The sequence below is a fragment of the Streptomyces sp. NPDC001848 genome, assembly GCF_042891915.1.
Lineage (GTDB): Bacteria > Actinomycetota > Actinomycetes > Streptomycetales > Streptomycetaceae > Streptomyces.
The window spans coordinates 26,737-45,479 of sequence record NZ_JBIATP010000023.1 but is presented as its reverse complement, the minus strand read 5'-3'; the positions used below and the strand labels follow the sequence as shown (position 1 = coordinate 45,479).

The 18,743-nt window shown below is 71.2% G+C and carries 18 protein-coding genes; 7 read left to right on the top strand and 11 right to left on the bottom strand.

The genetic code is table 11. The annotated features are described in order from the left end of the window. Positions 1–3 precede the first annotated feature (3 nt). Both ACFYZJ_RS34500 and ACFYZJ_RS34495 read right to left on the bottom strand, forming a co-directional pair. Positions 4–942, bottom strand: a complete 939-nt coding sequence (locus ACFYZJ_RS34500; protein WP_388574946.1) for a DedA family protein — start codon at positions 940–942, stop codon at positions 4–6. Between the two features lie 175 nt (positions 943–1,117). Beyond that, entirely contained in the window at positions 1,118–1,885 is a 768-nt protein-coding gene (locus tag ACFYZJ_RS34495; protein ID WP_388574943.1) for a MerR family transcriptional regulator, read from the bottom strand. A 168-nt stretch (positions 1,886–2,053) separates the two neighbouring features. Here ACFYZJ_RS34495 and ACFYZJ_RS34490 point away from each other — a divergent pair, with 168 nt between their 5' ends. Further along, a complete protein-coding gene (locus ACFYZJ_RS34490; RefSeq protein ID WP_388574941.1) occupies positions 2,054–3,466 on the top strand; it encodes a glutamate decarboxylase in 1,413 nt (470 codons plus the stop codon). Positions 3,467–3,534: 68 nt separating this feature from the next. On the opposite strand, the gene ACFYZJ_RS34485 is transcribed toward ACFYZJ_RS34490, so the two are convergent. From ACFYZJ_RS34485 to ACFYZJ_RS34475, 3 genes are all read right to left on the bottom strand, one after another. Continuing rightward, a complete protein-coding gene (locus ACFYZJ_RS34485; RefSeq protein ID WP_388574939.1) occupies positions 3,535–4,074 on the bottom strand; it encodes a DinB family protein in 540 nt (179 codons plus the stop codon). 102 nt (positions 4,075–4,176) lie between these two features. Further along, entirely contained in the window at positions 4,177–5,640 is a 1,464-nt protein-coding gene (locus tag ACFYZJ_RS34480; protein WP_388574936.1) for an aldehyde dehydrogenase family protein, read from the bottom strand. A gap of 136 nt (positions 5,641–5,776) precedes the next feature. Further along, a complete protein-coding gene (locus ACFYZJ_RS34475) occupies positions 5,777–6,613 on the bottom strand; it encodes a helix-turn-helix domain-containing protein (protein WP_388575087.1) in 837 nt (278 codons plus the stop codon). A 342-nt stretch (positions 6,614–6,955) separates the two neighbouring features. Here ACFYZJ_RS34475 and ACFYZJ_RS34470 point away from each other — a divergent pair, with 342 nt between their 5' ends. Then, a complete protein-coding gene (locus ACFYZJ_RS34470) occupies positions 6,956–7,444 on the top strand; it encodes an ATP-binding protein (RefSeq protein WP_388574933.1) in 489 nt (162 codons plus the stop codon). 252 nt (positions 7,445–7,696) lie between these two features. Here the strand turns inward: ACFYZJ_RS34470 and ACFYZJ_RS34465 are convergent, their stop codons facing one another. From ACFYZJ_RS34465 to ACFYZJ_RS34450, 4 genes are all read right to left on the bottom strand, one after another. Then, positions 7,697–7,954 (bottom strand): DUF397 domain-containing protein, encoded by a 258-nt coding sequence (locus ACFYZJ_RS34465; protein WP_388574931.1) that lies wholly within the window; start codon positions 7,952–7,954, stop codon positions 7,697–7,699. A gap of 172 nt (positions 7,955–8,126) precedes the next feature. Beyond that, positions 8,127–8,585: an SRPBCC domain-containing protein gene (locus ACFYZJ_RS34460; RefSeq protein WP_388574928.1), complete on the bottom strand. Its 459-nt coding sequence runs from the start codon at positions 8,583–8,585 to the stop codon at positions 8,127–8,129. Beyond that, positions 8,582–8,941 (bottom strand): ArsR/SmtB family transcription factor, encoded by a 360-nt coding sequence (locus ACFYZJ_RS34455; protein WP_388574925.1) that lies wholly within the window; start codon positions 8,939–8,941, stop codon positions 8,582–8,584. Before ACFYZJ_RS34455 ends, ACFYZJ_RS34460 begins: the two co-directional genes overlap by 4 nt. A 10-nt stretch (positions 8,942–8,951) precedes the next feature. Beyond that, positions 8,952–9,323 (bottom strand): VOC family protein, encoded by a 372-nt coding sequence (locus tag ACFYZJ_RS34450; protein WP_388574922.1) that lies wholly within the window; start codon positions 9,321–9,323, stop codon positions 8,952–8,954. A 167-nt stretch (positions 9,324–9,490) separates the two neighbouring features. Here ACFYZJ_RS34450 and ACFYZJ_RS34445 point away from each other — a divergent pair, with 167 nt between their 5' ends. Together ACFYZJ_RS34445 and ACFYZJ_RS34440 are read left to right on the top strand one after the other, a co-directional pair. After that, positions 9,491–10,006, top strand: a complete 516-nt coding sequence (locus tag ACFYZJ_RS34445) for a hypothetical protein (protein ID WP_388574919.1) — start codon at positions 9,491–9,493, stop codon at positions 10,004–10,006. 159 nt (positions 10,007–10,165) lie between these two features. Further along, on the top strand, positions 10,166–10,735 hold the full coding sequence (locus ACFYZJ_RS34440; RefSeq protein ID WP_388574916.1) for a DUF4232 domain-containing protein: 570 nt from the start codon (positions 10,166–10,168) through the stop codon (positions 10,733–10,735). A 9-nt stretch (positions 10,736–10,744) separates the two neighbouring features. On the opposite strand, the gene ACFYZJ_RS34435 is transcribed toward ACFYZJ_RS34440, so the two are convergent. Next, on the bottom strand, positions 10,745–11,881 hold the full coding sequence (locus ACFYZJ_RS34435) for a DUF2786 domain-containing protein (protein ID WP_388574914.1): 1,137 nt from the start codon (positions 11,879–11,881) through the stop codon (positions 10,745–10,747). 97 nt (positions 11,882–11,978) lie between these two features. Here ACFYZJ_RS34435 and ACFYZJ_RS34430 point away from each other — a divergent pair, with 97 nt between their 5' ends. The 3 genes from ACFYZJ_RS34430 to ACFYZJ_RS34420 all read left to right on the top strand — a co-directional run bounded on the left by ACFYZJ_RS34430 (position 11,979) and on the right by ACFYZJ_RS34420 (position 15,195). Next, positions 11,979–12,605, top strand: coding sequence for a LysE family translocator (locus ACFYZJ_RS34430; RefSeq protein ID WP_388574911.1), 627 nt, complete (start codon positions 11,979–11,981; stop codon positions 12,603–12,605). Positions 12,606–12,706: 101 nt separating this feature from the next. After that, the gene (locus ACFYZJ_RS34425; RefSeq protein WP_388574909.1) at positions 12,707–13,441 is read left to right on the top strand and encodes a Clp protease N-terminal domain-containing protein; all 735 of its coding nucleotides are present in this window, start codon (positions 12,707–12,709) and stop codon (positions 13,439–13,441) included. Between the two features lie 56 nt (positions 13,442–13,497). After that, positions 13,498–15,195, top strand: coding sequence for a bifunctional 3'-5' exonuclease/DNA polymerase (locus ACFYZJ_RS34420; protein ID WP_388574906.1), 1,698 nt, complete (start codon positions 13,498–13,500; stop codon positions 15,193–15,195). Between the two features lie 32 nt (positions 15,196–15,227). Here ACFYZJ_RS34420 and ACFYZJ_RS34415 read toward each other — a convergent pair whose 3' ends face one another. Continuing rightward, positions 15,228–18,209, bottom strand: coding sequence for a BTAD domain-containing putative transcriptional regulator (locus tag ACFYZJ_RS34415; protein WP_388574903.1), 2,982 nt, complete (start codon positions 18,207–18,209; stop codon positions 15,228–15,230). Positions 18,210–18,743 lie beyond the last annotated feature (534 nt).

The following is an 18,743-nucleotide window of genomic DNA, read 5'->3' as shown; positions in this document are numbered from 1 at the left end:
GCCCTAGTAGCCCTGGTTGTACGGGTACTGCTGCTGGGGCTGCTGGTACTCCTGCGGGGCCTGCTGTCCGTACTGCTGGGGGTACTGGTCCTGGGGGTACTGGCCCTGGGTGTACTGCTGCTGCGGGTACTGGTCCTGGGCGTACTGCTGCTGCGGGTACTGCTGGTAGTCGTAGCCCTGGTTCTGGTTGCCGTACTGCTGCGGGTACTGGTGGTCCGCGGGGATGCGGCGCAGCTGGGTCGTCGCGTCGTCCATGACCGGGGGCTGGGGCTGGTTCCGGTCCTGGGGCTGGGGCTCGGGCTGGGGCTCCGGCGGGTTCCTCTTCGACTGGGAACGCGCCCGCAGGAACTCGATGACGATCGGGATCACCGAGACGAGGACGATCAGGATCAGGATCAGCTCGATGTTCTTGTGGACGAACTCCACGTTGCCCAGCCAGGAGCCCAGCAGCGTGACGCCCGCGCCCCACAGGACGCCGCCGATGACGTTGAACACCAGGAACGAGCGGTACTTCATGCCGCTGACGCCGGCGATGATCGGCGTGAACGTGCGCACGATGGGCACGAAGCGGGCCAGCACCAGGGACTTCGGGCCGTGCTTCTCGAAGAACTCGTGCGCCTTGGTGACGTTCTCCTGCTTGAAGAGGCGGGAGTCCGGGCGCCTGAAGAGCGAGGGGCCGACCTTCCTGCCGAACATGTAGCCCGCCTGGTCGCCCAGGATCGCGGCGAGGCAGATCAGGGCGATCGCCCCCCACAGCGGGAACTTCATCGTGCCCGCGGTGATCAGCAGACCGCAGGTGAACAGCAGCGAGTCACCCGGCAGGAAGAAGCCGATGAGCAGGCCGGACTCGGCGAAGACCACCAGGAGCAGACCCCAGATCCCGAACGAGTTGAGCAGGTTGTTCGGATCCAGCCAGCTCGGTCCGAGGGCAAGCGTCGTCACGGTTCCGGGCTCCTGAGGGGTGAGGGGACGTACGGCGTCCTGGGGCGGCCGACACGCAGGCACTGGCCGGACAAAGTTATCAACGCACAGTGTCCCCGGCAGGTTCCCCCGGTGTCCCCGCGGTGCACTGTGCGGGAACTCGGTCACGGCTGTGCGTCCCCTCCCCCTTGGCCGCCTACCCCTCGTGGCGGGCCGCGTTCGCCACGATCGCGTCCCTGAGGTGTTCCGCGAGGCCTGGGCGCATGGCGTCGTAGTAGGCCTTGAAGCGCTCGTCGGAGATGTACATCTCCGCGAGACACCGGTGCATCTCGTACGGGACCTCGAAGAACCACCTGCTCATGTGCTGCCGGTGCTCCTCGGCCAGGTCCATGGCCGCCTCGCCGGACGCCGGCACACCGGCGGCCACCAGGGAGGTGTACCGCTCCTGCCAGTCATCGACCTCGGCCTTGATGCGCTTCCAGTCCTCCTTGGTGTAGCGGACGGCGCGGCGCTGGGACTCGGCCCACGCCTCCGTGGTGCCCCAGCGCTGGTGCACCTCCTCGGCGTATCTTTCGTCGAAGGGGTCCTTGTCCCCGAAGACCTCGAACCTCTCCTCGGGCGTGAGATTGATGCCCATCTTGCGTGCCTCCATGGCGTGTTCCACGGCCGCCGCCATCTTCTGCAGCTTCTCGATCCGGGCGGTCAGCAGTTCGTGCTGGCGCCGCAGGTGGTCCCGCGGGTCCGCGTCCGGGTCGTCGAGCAGAGCGGCGACCTCGTCGAGCGGGAAGCCGAGCTCTCGGTAGAACAGGATCTGTTGCAGCCGGTCGAGGTCGGCGTCGCTGTAGCGCCGATGACCGGCGTAGGTGCGCTCACCGGGGGTGAGCAGGCCGATCTCGTCGTAGTGGTGCAGCGTGCGCACGGTGACGCCGGCGAAACCGGCCACCTGGCCCACCGAGTAGCTCACTTCCGCTCCCTTCTGGGTACGCGCCCCAGCCTCGGCCCTCACGTCGCGTGAGGTGCAAGCGAATGCGCCTCAGCGCGGACGGAACCATGATTCGTTGAACCAGCGAGACCGGGGACAGGGAAACCGACGCGTCACCGGCTCCGTCTACGCGATGGGAGACGCAACGCCATGCCGCTCCACAAAGGTCCGGGAAGGCCCGACGAGCGCCCGAGGTCGATGAACCCCTTCTACGGGGAGGCCAATCCGGTCGTCGAGATGACCGAGGCGCCGCCCAGGCACCGGCTGCCCGAGGGGCCGATGCTGCCCACGACCGCCTACCAGCTGGTCCACGACGAGCTGATGCTGGACGGCAACTCCCGGCTGAACCTGGCCACCTTCGTCACCACCTGGATGGAGCCCCAGGCCGGCGTGCTGATGAACGAGTGCCGCGACAAGAACATGATCGACAAGGACGAGTACCCGCGCACCGCCGAGTTGGAACGCCGCTGCGTGGCGATGCTCGCCCATCTGTGGAACGCACCGGACCCGGAGGCGGCCGTGGGCTGTTCGACGACCGGGTCGAGTGAGGCCTGCATGCTCGCCGGGATGGCGCTGAAGCGGCGCTGGGCGCAGCGCAACGCGGACCGCTACCCGTCCAGGGACGCCCGTCCGAACCTGGTGATGGGCGTGAACGTGCAGGTCTGCTGGGAGAAGTTCTGCAACTTCTGGGAGGTCGAGGCGCGCCAGGTACCCATGGAGGGCGACCGGTTCCACATCGATCCGCAGGCCGCGGCGGACCTGTGCGACGAGAACACGATCGGGGTCGTCGGCATCCTCGGCTCCACCTTCGACGGGTCCTACGAGCCGATCGCGGAGCTGTGCGCGGCGCTGGACGCCCTCCAGGAGCGCACCGGTCTGGACATCCCCGTGCACGTGGACGGCGCCTCCGGGGCCATGGTCGCGCCGTTCCTCGACGAGGACCTGGTATGGGACTTCCGGCTGCCGAGGGTCGCGTCGATCAACACCTCCGGGCACAAGTACGGGCTGGTCTACCCGGGCGTGGGCTGGGCGCTGTGGCGGGACGAGGAGGCCCTGCCCGAGGAACTCGTCTTCCGCGTCAACTACCTGGGCGGCGACATGCCGACCTTCGCGCTCAACTTCTCCCGGCCCGGGGCACAGGTGGCCGCGCAGTACTACACGTTCCTGCGGCTGGGCCGGGAGGGATACCGGGCGGTGCAGCAGACAACGCGGGACGTTGCCAGAGGGCTGGCCGAGCGGGTGGCGTCGCTCGGCGACTTCCGGCTGCTCACCCGCGGCGACGAGCTGCCGGTGTTCGCCTTCACGACGGCGCCGGACGTGGCGGCGTACGACGTCTTCGACGTCTCGCGGCGGCTGCGCGAGTACGGCTGGCTGGTGCCCGCGTACACCTTCCCCGCCAACCGGCAGGACCTGTCCGTGCTGCGCGTCGTGTGCCGCAACGGCTTCTCGACGGACCTGGCCGACCTGTTCCTCGAGGACCTGACCCGCCTGCTGCCCGAACTCAGGCGCCAGCCCCACCCGCTGACCCGCGACAAGGAGGCGGCCACGAGCTTCCACCACTGAGCCCGTCGCTCGCCGTGGTGCCCCGCCGGATCCCGGCCGGGGCACCCACGAGCACTGCCGGGCCGGGCTCACCCCGCCTGTGCCATGGCCACCAGTTCGAACGCCGTCTTCCCGTCGAGGGACTCCCGGATGATGTCGGCGTGCCCCGCGTGCCGGGCCGTCTCGCGGATCAGGTGGAGCATCAGCCAGCGCATCGAGACCCGCTCGTCCGGCGGGAACCAGGGGTCGTTCGGCAGCGGGAAGGTGTCGTCTAGGCTCGGCACCGCGCGGACGAACGCCTCCGTCTCGGCCGCGACCTTCTCCCAGTACGCGAGCTGCGAGGCGACACTCTCGCCGTCGAGGAGCTGGAAGCACTCGTGCCAGTTCGACTGGTCCCGCTTGACCGCGGGCGGCTCTCCCTTGGCCCGGGCGACCCAGGTCTGTTCGGTCTCGGCGACGTGCTTCAGCAGGCCGCCCAGGGACAGCTCACTGGCGCTGGGGCGGGTCCTGGCCTGCTCCTCCGTCAGCCCCAGCACCGCCCGGCGGATCCCACCGCGCTGCTCTTCCAGGAAGGACAGCAGCGCCCCTCGCTCGTCCCCCTGCGCCTCGGCTCGTACGTGCGTGACCATGGCCGCCGCCTCTCGTCGGTCCGGTTCTCCCTGACACCGAAGACGCTACGAGCCCTTGCGGTCAGGTTCTGTCCGCAAGGGCCCGGCGGGTTCGGCCAGGATTCAGAAGGGGAACGCGCTGCGCCCGTGCTGGATGGAGATCCACTTCAGCGTGGTGAAGGCGTCCAGGGTCGTCTCACCGTTCAGTCGGCCGATGCCCGAGTTCTTCTCGCCGCCGAACGGGACCAGCGGCTCGTCGTGGACCGTGCCGTCGTTCACGTGGAACATGCCCGTGTCGATCTGCTGGGCGAAGGCCACACCGCGCTCGACGTCGGCGGTGTGGACGGCGCCGCTGAGGCCGTACGGGGTGTCGTTGACGAGGCGGACGGCCTCCTCCTCGCCGTCGAAGGGGATGAGGAGCGCGACCGGGCCGAAGATCTCCTGTCGCAGGATGGGCGAGCCGGCGGGGAGGTCCGTGAGGACGGTCGGCTCGACCAGGTTGTCGGTGGTCGCGCCGTGCACCAGCGCCGTGGCGCCCTCGGTGATCGCCTGCCGCACCACGCCCGTGATCGCCTCCGCCTGCGAGGAGTTGATGACCGGGCCGATGACGGTCTCCGCGTCGCGCGGGTCGCCCGCCTTCAGGGACTTCACCTTGGCGACGAACTTCTCGGTGAACTCCGTCAGCAGCGAGCGGTCCACCAGGACGCGGTTGGCGGCCATGCAGACCTGGCCCTGGTGCACGTACCGGCTGAAGACGGCCGCGTCCACCGCGTAGTCGACGTCCGCGTCGTCCAGGACCACCAGCGCGCTGTTGCCGCCGAGTTCCAGGACCGAGCGCTTGAAGTGGGCGGCGCAGACGGTGGCGACATGGCGGCCGACCTTGTCGGAGCCGGTGAAGGAGATGACCTTCGGGATCGGGTGCTCGAGGAACGCGTCGCCTATCTCCGCTATGTCGGTGATCACCACGTTGAGCAGTCCGCCCGGGAGCCCCGCGTCCTCGAAGATCCTGGCGACCAGGGAGCCGCCGACGACCGGCGTGTCCTGGTGCGGCTTGAGGACGACGCCGTTGCCGAGCGCGAGCGCCGGGGCGACGGACTTGATCGCCAGCAGGAACGGGAAGTTGAAGGGACTGATCACGCCGACGACGCCGACGGGCACGCGGTAGAGGCGGTTCTCCTTGGTGTCGGCGGGCGAGGGAAGGATCTTGCCCTCGGGGCGCAGCGCCAGCTGCATCGACTCCCGCAGGAACTCCTTGGCGAGGTGCAGCTCGAAAGCGGCCTTCAGCCGTGTCCCGCCCAGCTCGGCGATGATCGCCTCGGTGATCTCCGCCTCGCGTTCCCCCAGCAGCCCGAGCGCCTTCTCGAACACCGCGCGGCGCGCGTAGGGGCTGGTGGCGGCCCACTCCTTCTGCGCGGCCGCGGCGGCCCGGTAGGCCTCGTCGACCTCCTCGACCGTGGCTATCGTGATCGACGCCAGCTTCTCGCCGTCGTACGGGTTGAAGTCGATGATGTCCCAGGAGCCGGTGCCCGGGCGCCACTCACCGCCGATGTACTGCCGAGCCAGATCGGTGAAGTAGGACGACGACATGTGATCCCTCAATCCCTTTGCAGCCGAAGCAGACACCCGTTTCCGCACCCGCGCTCACGTCACGGCTGAATGCGCGTCATCGTACTTGCGACAGCTGGGAGTTGGAGGGCTCCTGGGGATACTCCCGGTGAGACTCTCAGGAAAGCTGGAGCAGCCCCCGCAGCAGATCACGGCTCTCGTCCGGGCCGGGGCTGTCCTGCTGCAGCTCCTTCATCGCAGCCTCGTACTGGGCGACGTCCTCGCGTTTGTCCAGGTAGAGCGCGCTGGTGAGCTGCTCCAGGTACACCACGTCGGACAGGTCGGACTCGGAGAAACTGAGGATCGTGAAGGAGCCGCTCTCGCCGGAGTGACCGCCGAAGCTGAACGGCATGACCTGCAGCCGTACGTTGGGGCGCTCGGAGATGTCGATCAGATGCTGCAACTGGCCGCGCATGACCTGCCGGTCGCCGTAGGGGCGGCGCAGGGCGGCCTCGTCGAGGACGACGTGGAACTGCGGGGCGTTCTCGGACACGAGGTACTTCTGCCGCTCCAGACGCAGCGCCACCCGGCGGTCGATGTCCTCGGCGCTCGCGCCTTTCATGCCCCGGGAGACCACCGCGTGCGCGTACGCCTCGGTCTGCAGCAGGCCGTGCACGAACTGGACCTCGTAGGAGCGGATCAGATGGGCCGCGCCCTCCAGACCGACGTAGGTCGGGAACCAGTTCGGCAGCACGTCCGAGTAACTGTGCCACCAGCCCGCGACGTTGGCCTCCTTCGCCAGGGAGAGCAGGGACGTGCGCTCGGCCTCGTCGGTGATCCCGTACAACGTCAACAGGTCCTCGACATCCCGCGTCTTGAAGCTCACCCGTCCCAACTCCATGCGGCTGATCTTCGACTCGGAGGCGCGGATCGAGTAGCCGGCCTGCTCCCTGGTGATGCCGCGCGCCTCCCGCAGGCGCCGGAGGTGGGATCCCAGCAGAATGCGCCGCACCACCGAACCGCTCGAGTCCCCAGCGCTCACTTCGTCAGCCTCCCCAACGTCCTTCAGATCGCGCAGTCTGCCACTAAAACACTCCGAGCTGTACTCGTGCGGTTACAGAAATGGAAAGGAGTCAAAGATGAGGCGCAGGGAGAGATGAGGGAGGGCAAGCAAGAGGGAAGAAAGTGGCTGAAGAAATAAGGGGAAAGGGTACGGGAGCGTCCAATTCCGGCGCGTGCACGTGCATCTGCCCTTGCATCTGCTTGGCTCATCCGAAACCATGGTTCCGCGCCACCGCTGCATCGCCACGACCGCGAACACCCGGGAGTGCCTCGCATGGGGACGAATGGATCGACCATGCTCGAGCCCTTACGGCAGGGACTTCCGCCGCTCGATCCCGCGGCCGTGTCCAGCGCCGCCTCCTGTGCCCTGCCCGCCCGCCTCGAAGCGGTGCGCGAGGCACGGCGGTTCGCCCGGAGCACGCTCGGGCAGTGGGATGTGGGCGAGCGCTTCGACGACATCTGCCTCGTGGTCTCCGAACTCGTGACCAACGCACTGCGCCACGGCCTGCCCGTCGCCCACCAGCGCCCTTGTGAGCAGGACCCGCCGGTGCGGCTGCACCTGATGCGCTGGACCACGCGTCTGGTGTGCGCCGTGCGCGACCCCAGTCACGACAGTCCGGTCGCCGGCGACTCCGAGGACTTCTCGGCCGAGTCGGGCCGCGGGCTGTTCCTCGTCGAGTCGTTCGCCGACAGCTGGGGCTGGCACCCGCTGGCGGGCACGCTGAGCGGCAAGGTGGTCTGGGCGCTGTTCCGGCTGCCACCGGCACAGGCGTGTCCTGAGTGATGTCCCGCGGCACTTTCGGGTGCCCGAGTTCTACGCGTGTTACAGCCTGTGGCGCCCCAGCGCGCCGCAGGCCTGCGCTCGTTGCGTGCGCGCTCGTTGCGTGCGCGCGGGTTTCAACGCGCCACTGATCCAGCGCGTTTCAACGCGCCACCGATCCGGCCCTGTTTCAGCGCGCCACCGATCGAGCCCCGTCGCGCCGGAAGACGTCCATCACTCCCGTGATCCACCGGTGGCGCACGCCGGTGCGGCGCGTCACGCGATCAGATGGTCGAACTCGCCGTCCTTGATGCCGAGCAGCATCGCCTCGATCTCCGCGCGGGTGTAGACCAGCGCGGGCCCGTCGGGGAAGCGCGAGTTGCGCACCGCCACCTCTCCCCCGGGCAGCCGGGCGAACTCCACGCACGACCCCTGGGAGTTGCTGTGCCGGCTCTTCTGCCAGGCCACTCCCTGCAGTTCCGTCGCAGCCATGCCGTTGTACACGTCGTCCACGTCGCACACGTCGTGGTCCACAGGTCGCTCCCCGGGTGGTGCAGTGGCTGGTATGGCCATTGATGCAGTGGTCAACTGCCCCGGATCATAGCCCCGTTCACGTGCAGATGCAGGAGCAGATGCACGTGCACGCGGGGTGGTCCTGCGGTTACAGCTTTTACAGTTCCTTGACTACGCCGCGACTGCGGTGTGGTTACAGTCGGTCAAGCGTCTGCCCCAGAGCCCGCATCACATGCGAACTCCAGCCCCCGTGCATGATCTTCCGCGCCATCATCTGTGCCGGGTCGTCCGGGTCGAACCCTTCGTGCACTAGGAAGAGACGCGTTCCGCGGCCTTCCTGTTCCAGTGTCCAGGTGATGGTCCAGTCCGAGGGATTGGCCGGGTCGGCGTCGGCCCAGCGGACGCGCAGCATCCGTTCGGGTTCGTAGGCGAGAACCCGCACCTCAACGGTGCCGGAGAAGCGCGCGTTGGGCCGCGGCACCGAGGTCATCGTGTAGCGGTGGCCGACTTCCAGGCGGAAGTTCTCACTGCCGGGCATCTGCCACTGGGCGAGCAGGGCGGGCTCGGTGAGCGCCCGCCAGACCTTTGCGGGCGGGTGCGGCAGGAACTGCTCGACACGGACGGTGGTGAGATCGTCGTCTGCGGTGCTCATGGCCGATCATCGTCGGGCATCCGGTCGAGGAGTTCGCCGAGGTCCTTCAGCGCCTCGCGCCAGAACCGCTCGTACGGATGGAGCCAGTCCTGCACCTCGGCGAGCGGAGCGGCCCGCAGGCGGTAGATGCGCTGCCGGCCGGAGCGCTGCTCGGCGACGAGACCCGCCTCGCGCAGCACCTTCAGATGCTCCGAAAGACTCGGGCGGCGCATGGCGAAGTGCTCGGCCAGGGCCTGGACGGGCTGCGGCCCCTTCTCCCGCAGCAGGCGCAGCACCTCGCGGCGCGTGGCGTTCGCGAGCGCGGCGAAGACGCGGTCCGCGGCGGCGGTGTCCGTCCCGACCCCGGTCGTGGTCATACCGGTCTTCCTATCCGTGAGCCTCCGTCAGCAGCATCAGACCGTTGCCGTCGGGGTCCCGGAAGGACGCCATCCGGCCCCAGGGGAGGTCGTCCGGGCCCTGCACGGAGACCCCCGCCTCGGCCAGGCGTGCGCAGTCGGCGTCGACATCGGTCGTGACCAACATGATCCCCCGGGCGGTGCCGGGCTCGAAACCACCCATTCCCGGCCCGGAGAGCGTGAAGACGGTCTGGGCGCCCCCGGGAGCGACCTGGAGCCAGCGCCCCTGCGGCAGGTCCAGGTCCGCGGTGACCTCGAAGCCGAGGACGTCGGTGTAGAAGCGCAGGGCGCGGTCCTGGTCGGCGACGGGGAGGGTGACGAAGGAAGCGTGCGTGATGGTCATGGACGAACAATAGGTAGGAGATCTCCTACTAGTCAAACGTAGGAGATCCCCTACCTGTCGGGCCGCGTGAGCAAGCGCACGCCGGACATCCGCCGGGAGGGCGCAGGGCGTCCTGGTAGCTTGCCTGCGGCCGTCCCCATGACGTCATCGGCCCCTGGGAGGCTTCAGTGACCACGGCGACCCATGTCACCCGCCGGCAGGCCCGCATCGCACTCGCGGCCGCGGGCTGTGCGGCCGCGCTCGTGCTGACCGGCTGCAGCAGCGACTCCGGCGGCTCGGGCGGCGGCGCGTCCGCCGCGCCCGGCCCGTCCTCGTCGGCGGCTTCGGCGGACAACGGCGGCAGCTCCGCCTCCCCGGGCGGGAAGGCCGGGAAGCTGGAGGGGAGCTGGCTGGCCACGACCGGCGGGAAGGCCGTGGCCCTGGTGATCAACGGCAGGCAGGCCGGGCTCTTCGCGACGGGCGGGACCGTGTGCAGCGGGACGGCCGGCGAGGAGGCGGGCATGCAGATGATCCACCTCAAGTGCACCGGCGGCAGCAAGGACCGCGGCACCGGCATGGTCGACTCGGTCAACTCCAGGACCATGAAGGTGACGTGGCAGGGCGGCGTCGGCACGGAGACCTACACCAAGGCGGAAGGCGGCAAGCTGCCGACCGGGTTCCCGACGGCGAGCCTGGGGTCCTGACGACCCGCCGTCCACTGCCTCACCGACCGGGCCGACGAGCATGAGCCCTCGCGCCGGAGGCGCGGGGGCATACCGGGTGAATCGCGACAACCGTGGCCAACCGCGCCCGCGGTAAGCGGAGGGCGCGCAACGGGTGACCGCACGCCTGCGTGATGATCCATGAGCACCATCACGAACCAGAGGAGCCCGATGCGCGCCCTTCCCGTCCGTCTCGCCGTCACCGCTCTCGTGGCGGCCCTGGCACTGACCGCCTGTGACAGCAACAGCAAGAGCGGCAGCGCCGGCAGCAGCGGCGACAACGGCAAGAGCAAGAACACCGCCGAGTGCACCCTCGGCATCAAGGTCGGCCCCGCCAACGCCGCCACCACCGCCGGCGACACCGGCAACGTCCCCGTCACCCTCACCAACGACGGCAGCCGTCCCTGCGCCTTCGACGGCTTCCCGGGCATCGAGCTGGCCGACGGCGACACCGGCTGGAAGGTGCCCGACCAGGAGGGCGCGAACCCGGAGAAGGTGACGCTGCAGAAGGGCGACACGGCGACCTTCACGATCACGTACGTACGCGGGAAGGCCGGCGGCACGGACAGCGCCGCGGCGAAGAACGTCAAGATCACCGTCCCCGGCGCCGGTGCCGCACGCAGCTACCCGTGGTCGTACGGGGAGGTCGCGCTGAAGGGCGGCAAGACCCCGGACGCCACGGTGAGTCCGATCCAGGTCGCGGGCGACTGACGCGACCGTTCAGGGGAGCCGGGGCCGCCCCGTGACCTGGGCACGGTCGGCGGCCGCGGCCCCCTGCTCCCATCCGGCCGCGTCGCTGACGCCGCGCAGCCGGGTGGTGACCGTGTCGGGGAACATCTGCTCCACGCGGTCCGCGACGGCGACGTCCCGGGCGGCGAGGACCGGCAGCAACCCGCCCTCGCCGCCGGTCACCTCTCCCTCGGCTCCCTCGGCGGCGGCGCGGAGGCGGTCGCCGATGCGGTGCGCGTACGCGGCCAGGAACGACTGCCGGAACGTCTTCGTGCGCTTCCGGCCGCCCTTGCGCTGCGCCGCCTCCGCCTTCGTCATCGCGGTGCCGGCCTGCACCAGCAGCGAGGTGTAGAGGAGTTCGACGGCTTCGAGGTCGGCTTCGAATCCGATGACCGTGGAGAAGCCGAGGGCGTCGTGCCACACGGCCCGGCAGCGGTTCGCGGCGGCCACGGCGTCCAGGAGCACCGCCTTGGCCGTCTCGTACGGCGGATCGACGCCTATGCGGCAGGCGCCCGGCGCGTCGCCGGTGTGCGTACGGGCCGCGAGCAGCGCCTCGTCGATGCTGTGCCGCGCCATCAGCTCCTGCGCCTTGGCGCTGAGCGCCTCGGCCTCCTCCGGGTAACCGGTCGCCTCCGCCTTGGCGAGCAGCGCGCGGATACGGGTGAGCATGCGGGACTCCGGCTGCCGCGGGGCGGCGGAGGGCCGGGGCTCGTCGAGGGGTTCGAGGGCGGGCAGGCGGAGCAGCAGGCGGTACAGCTCCAGGGCGGCGGTGGCGTGGGAGAAACGGTCGGGGGTGCGCGGGGGTGCGCCGTCGAGTGCCTCCAGTTCCTTCAACTGCACGGCCCAGCGCGGCGAGGGGGCGGGCCGCTCCCCCGCCTCGGCGAGGATCAGCTGCGACACGAGCCGTACGTGCGCCTCGCCCAGCTCCCGGCGCACGAAGCGGACGACATCGGCGGGCTGCCAGCCGCGCCGCCAGGCCGCCGCGACGAACTCCCGCCCGCGCCGCGCGAGTTCCCCGTCGGCGGCGGGGTCGGCGGCGAGCAGCGAGGCACCGGTGTCGAGGGCGGCGTCGGTGTCGTCGTACAGGGCTGCCCGCAGGGCGCGGTCCACGGTGGTCGTCGTACTCACACGGTCGATCGTGACACGGGCTGCGGCGGGGCCGGTGGGCGTCTCAGCCGCCGAAACTCGGTCGACGCCGCTGGGGGCGGCGCCGAGCATGGCCGCCATGGTCGACACATCGCTCTACGCGGCGTTCCTCGTCGCCGCCTTCGTGCTCTGCGTCACTCCTGGTCCGGACATGATGTTCATCGTGGCGATGGGAGGGAGGGGAGGGTCGGCGGCCGGGGTGCGGGCGGCGTGCGGGGTGGCCTGCGCCATGCTCGTGCACACGGTCGCGGCGGCGCTGGGACTGTCCGCGCTGTTCGCCACCCTGCCGCTGCTCTACCACCTGCTGCGCTGGGCCGGCGCCGGGTATCTGCTGTACCTCGCGGTCAAGGCGTTCCGGGACCGCTCGCCGCTCGCGGTGGACGGCCGTCCGGCGGGGCCCGGACTGCGACGGGCCTTCTGGCAGGGCGCGGTCACCAATCTGCTCAACCCCAAGGTGATCCTCTTCGACATCGCCTTCCTCCCGCAGTTCGTGAACCCCCACCTGGGGCACGTGGCCGGACAGTTCCTGGTGCTGGGCGTCACCCTCACGGTCATGGGCCTCACCGTCGACGGCACGGTCGGGCTGCTCTCCGGTCGGCTCTCCGCGCTGCTGCGGCGCAGCGAACGCGTCGGGCGGGCGCTGAACGTCTTCAGCGGGACCGTGTTCGCGGGGCTCGCGGTGCGCCTGGCGGCGACGCCGAAGTAGGAGCGCGGGCGGAAACCTCGTCGATCAGGAGCGCGGGCGGGAACCTCGTCAATCGTCAACCGATGGTTGACACCCCGCATTTGTCAACTTACGGTTGACACATGACGGTGAATCCCTACATCTCAGCGAACCTGCGTCTCGACGACCTCATCGACGCCATCAAGAAGGTCCACAGCGACGCCCTGGAGCAGCTCCAGGACGCCGTGATCGCCGGGGAGCACCTCGGAGACGTGGCCGACCATCTGATCGGCCACTTCGTGGACCAGGCCCGGCGCTCGGGCGCCTCCTGGAGCGAGATCGGCAAGAGCATGGGCGTCACCCGGCAGGCAGCCCAGAAACGCTTCGTGCCCAAGGAGTCCGCGGACCTCGACCCCAGCCAGGGCTTCAGCCGCTACACCCCGCGCGCGCGGAACGTGGTCGTGGCCGCGCACAACGCGGCGAAGGACGCCGGCAACTCCGAGACCATCCCGGAGCACCTCGTCCTGGGGCTGCTCGCCGAGCCGGAGGGGCTCGCGGCCAAGGCGATCGTCGCGCAGGGCATCTCCCTGGACGCGGTGCGCGAGGCGGCCACCACGGCCCTTCCGCCCCGCGCCGAGGAAGTCCCGGACCTCATCCCGTACGCCCCCAGCGCGAAGAAGGCCCTCGAACTCACCTTCCGGGAGGCACTTCGCCTGGGCCACAACTACATCGGGACCGAGCACATCCTGCTCGCGCTCCTCGAACTGGAGAACGGCGAGGGCGTGCTCAGCGGTCTCGGCATCGCCAAGACGACGACCGAGGAGCAGCTCGCGGAGATGCTCGACAAGGTCCGCGTGACCTTCGACCAGAACGACTGAGCGGACGTTCCGGCAGGTCAGCGCCGATTGTCAGACCCCCCTGCCACACTCGCAGCATGACCGGACGCTGGGCTCTCGCTCCGGCCGGGGACGGTGGCTTCGAGGTCGCCGCCCTCGGTCCGGACGGGCTGCTCGCCGGGCCGGTGGTCAGGGAGGAGGACCTCGCTCAGGCCGTACGGAAGCGGCCCGAGGTCACCCGGTGGGTGTGGCGGTCCACCGCCGACGTCCAGCCGCGTCTGCTCGCCACGGGGGTGCGAACCGACCGGTGCTACGACGTCGAGGCCGCCGAGGCCCTCCTCCTCGGCCACGAGGGACGCCTCGGCGAGCCCCGGTCGGCCGCCGCCGCGCTGGCCCGGCTGCGCGGCGGCCCCGTACCGCCCGATCCGCCGCCGCGCTCCGCGGAGCCCGGCGCTCAGTCCTCCCTGTTCGAGCCGAGTCCCGTCCACGTCCCCCTGAAGGACCTCGTCGAGGTCTACGCGGACCAGCAGCGGCGACACGGGGCCACCACGCATCCGGACCGCATGCGGCTGCTCACCGCCGCCGAGTCGGCCGGCATGCTGGTGGCCGCCGAGATGCACCACGCCGGCCTGCCGTGGCGCGCGGACGTCCACCGCCGGCTGCTGCACGACCTGCTCGGCGAGCGGTACGCGGGCGGGGGCGAGCCCCGGCGCCTGGCCGAGCTGGCCGACGAGGTGTCGGCCGCCTTCGGCCGCCGTGTCCGCCCCGACCTGCCCGCGGACGTCGTCAAGGCGTTCGCCCAGGCCGGGATCAAGGTGGGCTCCACCCGCCGCTGGGAGATCGAGTCCGTCGACCACCCCGCGGTGAAGCCGCTCCTGGAATACAAGAAGCTGTACCGCATCTGGGTCGCCCACGGCTGGTCCTGGCTCCAGGACTGGGTCCGCGACGGCCGGTTCCGCCCCGAGTACCTGCCGGGCGGCACGGTCACCGGACGCTGGGTCACGAACGGCGGCGGTGCCCTGCAGATCCCCAAGGTCATCCGGCGCGCGGTGGTCGCCGACCCCGGCCGGCGGCTGGTCGTCGCAGACGCCGCCCAGATGGAGCCGCGCGTCCTGGCCGCGATCTCCCGCGACCCGGCGTTCATGGAGGTCGCCGGCCGCGACACCGACCTCTACCAGTCCGTGTCGGACCGGGCGTTCTCCGGCGACCGCGCCCAGGCCAAGCTCGCCGTGCTCGGCGCGATCTACGGCCAGACGTCCGGCGACGGCCTGAAGAACCTCGCCGCGCTGCGCCGCCGCTTCCCGAAGGCCGTCGCCTACGTCGACGACGCGGCCCGCGCCGGTGAGGAGGGCCGGCTGGTGCGCACCTGGCTCGGGCGTACGTCGCCGCCGGCGGCCGTGGCGTCCGACGACGCGGCGGAGGAGGCGGGCATTCCGCAGGAGGACACGGCCTCTGCCCCGGCCGGGCCACCCCACCCGTGGATGCCGGGGTACGCCTCCACGGACGCCCGCGCCCGGGGCCGCTTCGCACGCAACTTCGTGGTGCAGGGCAGCGCCGCCGACTGGGCGCTGCTGATGCTCGCCGCGCTCCGCCGCGCCTGCGCCGACCTCGCCGCCGAGCTGGTCTTCTTCCAGCACGACGAGGTGATCGTGCACTGCCCGGCCGAGGAGGCGGAGACGGTCGCCGCGGCCATCCAGGAGGCGTCGGACCTGGCGATGCGGCTGACGTTCGGCGAGACACCGGTACGGATCCCGTTCACGACGGCCGTGGTGGAGTGCTACGCGGACGCCAAGTGAGACACCCCTGGTGACCGCGCCGCCCGTCCGGCTCACCCCTCCGCCAGCAGCTCCCCCAGCCTCTCCGCCACCGGACTGTCCGTCCCGTCCAGGGCCGAAAGAGCCGCCTCCCACTGCCGGCGGGCCTCCTCGGCGTCGCCCTCGGCGCGGTGCAGCAGGCTCCGCTGGTGGCGGGCGAGCCCTTCGGTGTAGCGGTCGCCGCGCCGGGCGGCCAGGCCCAGCAGCACGTCGCACTCCTGCGCGGCCCGCTCGGCGTCCCCCCGTTCCCGCAGCGCCCGCACCAGTCCGAGCCGGGTCTGGGACTCACCCTGCCAGTGGCCGTGCCCACCGAGGATGCGCAGGCTCTCCTCGAAGTGCGGTAACGCGGCGTCCGGTTCGCCGAGCGTGAGATGGGCGAAGCCGATGTTGCAGTGCGCGGAGTGACGGACGATCACATGGCCGAGCCGCTCGCCGATCTCCAGGCTGCGGCGGTGGTGGCCGATGGCGGCCCGCGGGTCCGTGTGCTCGTAGAGGTTGCCGAGGTTGCTGTAGGTGATGGCCTCCTGCATCGGGTCGTCGAGCACGCGTGTGTACTCGAGGCACTGCCTGAGCGCCGCACCGGACTCCTCGTACCGCCCGAGGAGCCCCAGCAGCAACCCCCGGTTGTTCAGGCCACGGCAGAGACAGGAAAGATCGCCGAGCCGCCGCCAGATCTCCAGCGCGCCGTCCAACAGCGCGAGCGCGTCGTTGCCCCGGCCCTTGAGGAACTGCACCCCGGCCAGGTCCAGCAGCGCATAGGCCTCCGCCGGTGCGTCCGCGAGCCTCCGCGCACCGCGCAGGGCGGCACGGACGAGCACCTCTGTCTCGGCGACGCGACCACGGCGCTGCAGTGGGGAGGCGATCAACCGGACGAGCAACGGCACATGGGCGGAGGTCTCCGCGTGCCGCTCCACGAGCGCGACGATGTTCTCCAGTTCGAGGACGACCCAGTCGGCGGCGTCCCCGGCGGAGCAGAAGGCGGGCACGGACGCCACGTCCGCGGTGTGCGTCCGGGGCTGTGAGGGCGTCGCCCGCAGCCGGCCCGTGCGCTCGGCGCCCGGCTCGACCAGCGCCTCCAGGGCGCGCGCGGCCATCGCGGCGTACCAGCGCAGGGCGATCTCGGCGCCGGAGTGCTCCTGCTCCGCGGTCTGTTCACCGGCCGCGGTCTCGTGGGCGAAGTCCCGGACGAGGTCGTGCGGAGCGTACCGGCCGTAGGCGGTCTCCTCCAGCAGGGCGACGTCGACCAGGCGGTCGAGGGCGGCCTCGGCGCGGCGCTCGTCGGTGCCCAGGAGGCGGGCGAGGAGGGGCGCGCCGTAGCCGGGCAGGTCGAGCGCGCCGATCCGGGCGAGGGCGCGTGCCGCATCCCGGTCCGCCTCGCGGTCGGAGGCACGCAGCGCGTCGTGCGCGACGGCGAGCGACCGGCGGACGCTCAGGTCGTCGTACTCCAGATGGTGCAGCCGGCCCTCGGTCGCGGCGAGTTGCCGGGCCAGGACGTCCGGGGTGAGCGCACGCCGGGCGGCGAGGCGCGCCGCGACGATGCGCAGGGCGAGCGGGAGCCGGCCGGCGAGTTCGACGAGCGGGTGCCCGGCGTGCAGCCCGTCCCGGCCGGAGACCGCGCGCAGCAGGGCCGCACTGTCCTCGTCGGTGAGCGGCGCGAGCGCGACCCGGTGCGCGCCGTCGAGCGCGGTGAGCGGGGAGCGGCTGGTCACGATCACCGCGCAGCCCGGGCCGCCGGGCAGCAGCGGACGCACCTGGGCGGCGTGCGCGGCGTCGTCCAGCACCATCAGGGTGCGGGTGGGGGCGAGCAGCGAGCGGAGCAACGAGGCCGCGGCGTCGGGGTGCTCGGGGAGACGAGGAGACTCGGCGCCGAGGTCGCGAAGCAGTGCGGCGAGTGCCTGTTCGGGGGTGAGCGGGGTCATGCCGGGGGTGGCGCCGTGCAGATTGATGTAGAGCTGACCGTCGGGGAAACGTTCCCGCAGTCCATGTGCCACGTGCAGCGCGAGCGCGCTCTTGCCGACCCCGGCCATACCGGTGACCACGGCGACGCCGGGCGCCTCGCGTTCGGCGGCCAGGAACCGCAGCAGATCCTCACGGACGGCTTCGCGGCCGGTGAAGTGCGCCGGAGCGGGCGGGAGCTGGGCGGGCCTGGGCGTGTTCGCCCGGCCCGGATCCGGGTGGCCGGAGTGCTGGTCGTCGGCCCGCGTACCGTCCGCTGCCGTCCCCTCGCCGCTTTCGGACCGCCCCTCCCGGAGGATCTCCAGATGCGCCTCGCGCACCGCCGCGCCGGGCTCGACGCCGAGTTCCTCGATGAGACGGACCCTCAGGTCGCGGTGGACGGCCAGCGCTTCCGCCGGGCGGCCGGTGCGGTGCAGGGCCAGCATCAGCAGCCGGTGGAACCCCTCCCGCAGCGGATGCTCGGCGACCAGCGCCGCCAGCTCGGGCACGAGGCCCCCGAGCCGCGCCCCGCCGAGCTGCAGTTCCGCGTCGTACCGCCACTCCAGGACGAGCAGCCGCGCCTCCTGAAGTCGCTGCACCAGCGCGTGCGCTCCGGTCTCGGGAGGCAGCCCGCCCAGCGGGGTGCCGCGCCACAGCGCGAGCGCGGCGGAGGCCTCGCGCCGGGCGCGCTCCCAGTCCCGGGCGGCGTGCGCGGCGCGGGCCGCGATCAGGTGCTCCTCGAAGACGCGGACGTCCAGCTCGCCCTCGTCGACGCGCAGCAGATACCCGGGCGGCACGGCGCGCAGCCGCTCGGGGCCGTCGTCGCCGAGCAGGCGGCGCAGCCGGGTGACGTGGTTCTGCAGCGACGCCTGCGCGGAGGCCGGCGGCGCGCCGGCCCACAGCGCGTCCTTGAGGGCCTCGACCGAGACGACCCGGCCGGGCTCCAGCAGCAGCGCGACCAACAGGGCGCGCACCTTGCCGCTGCCGATCGTGCGCACCTCGCCGTCGGCGCCGTAGACGACGAGCGGCCCCAGCAGTCCGAACCGCAGCCCGTCCGGCATCGCCGCCCCGTTGCCCTTTCTCCCCCGAGCTCTCGGCTTCGCCGGAGCAGGGACTCACACGGCACGTTCGCCGCGCCTCGCCTTATCGTGCGGCACGACCGCCGCATAACGCCTGATCACGCTGTCCTGCCGCCGCGCCACGCCGTCGGATCGCGTCGACGGACGGCCCGTTTCCGTCGGCCCGGCCCACGACTCCTCGTGAAACGGGCCTGATCACGGCCTCCTCGCCGACCGTTGGCCCCATGTTAGCGATCTGTTGGCGTGGCCTGATGTGATCCCTTCATCGGATCTGGCCCGACGGCGCGCGCGTTCACGCGTAGCTCGGGGGAGTGTCGCCGCCGTGGCCGGATCCGGGATAGCACGAGGACCCGGTCGGTGGAGGTGAACGACCGGGTCCCTCGTCGTCTCCGCCGACGTGAGGGCCGCCTTCATGGAGTGCGCCTGCCCGACACCACGGCCGGCTACTCCCCTGACGTTCCGTCACTCCAGGGCTCAATGGGGCTCCTGGGGCTGGCTGGGGCGGCTGACTGGGGC

Bases quoted from the DNA above. Each gene is read 5' to 3' on its own strand.
- ACFYZJ_RS34470 (WP_388574933.1), top strand. From the start codon at position 6,956: ATGCTCGAGCCCTTACGGCAGGGACTTCCGCCGCTCGATCCCGCGGCC.
- ACFYZJ_RS34480 (WP_388574936.1), bottom strand. From the start codon at position 5,640: ATGTCGTCGTCCTACTTCACCGATCTGGCTCGGCAGTACATCGGCGGT.
- ACFYZJ_RS34460 (WP_388574928.1), bottom strand. From the start codon at position 8,585: ATGAGCACCGCAGACGACGATCTCACCACCGTCCGTGTCGAGCAGTTC.
- ACFYZJ_RS34420 (WP_388574906.1), top strand. From the start codon at position 13,498: ATGACCGGACGCTGGGCTCTCGCTCCGGCCGGGGACGGTGGCTTCGAG.
- ACFYZJ_RS34455 (WP_388574925.1), bottom strand. From the start codon at position 8,941: ATGACCACGACCGGGGTCGGGACGGACACCGCCGCCGCGGACCGCGTC.
- ACFYZJ_RS34440 (WP_388574916.1), top strand. From the start codon at position 10,166: ATGAGCACCATCACGAACCAGAGGAGCCCGATGCGCGCCCTTCCCGTC.
- ACFYZJ_RS34425 (WP_388574909.1), top strand. From the start codon at position 12,707: ATGACGGTGAATCCCTACATCTCAGCGAACCTGCGTCTCGACGACCTC.
- ACFYZJ_RS34490 (WP_388574941.1), top strand. From the start codon at position 2,054: ATGCCGCTCCACAAAGGTCCGGGAAGGCCCGACGAGCGCCCGAGGTCG.
- ACFYZJ_RS34415 (WP_388574903.1), bottom strand. From the start codon at position 18,209: ATGCCGGACGGGCTGCGGTTCGGACTGCTGGGGCCGCTCGTCGTCTAC.
- ACFYZJ_RS34485 (WP_388574939.1), bottom strand. From the start codon at position 4,074: ATGGTCACGCACGTACGAGCCGAGGCGCAGGGGGACGAGCGAGGGGCG.
- ACFYZJ_RS34430 (WP_388574911.1), top strand. From the start codon at position 11,979: ATGGTCGACACATCGCTCTACGCGGCGTTCCTCGTCGCCGCCTTCGTG.
- ACFYZJ_RS34450 (WP_388574922.1), bottom strand. From the start codon at position 9,323: ATGACCATCACGCACGCTTCCTTCGTCACCCTCCCCGTCGCCGACCAG.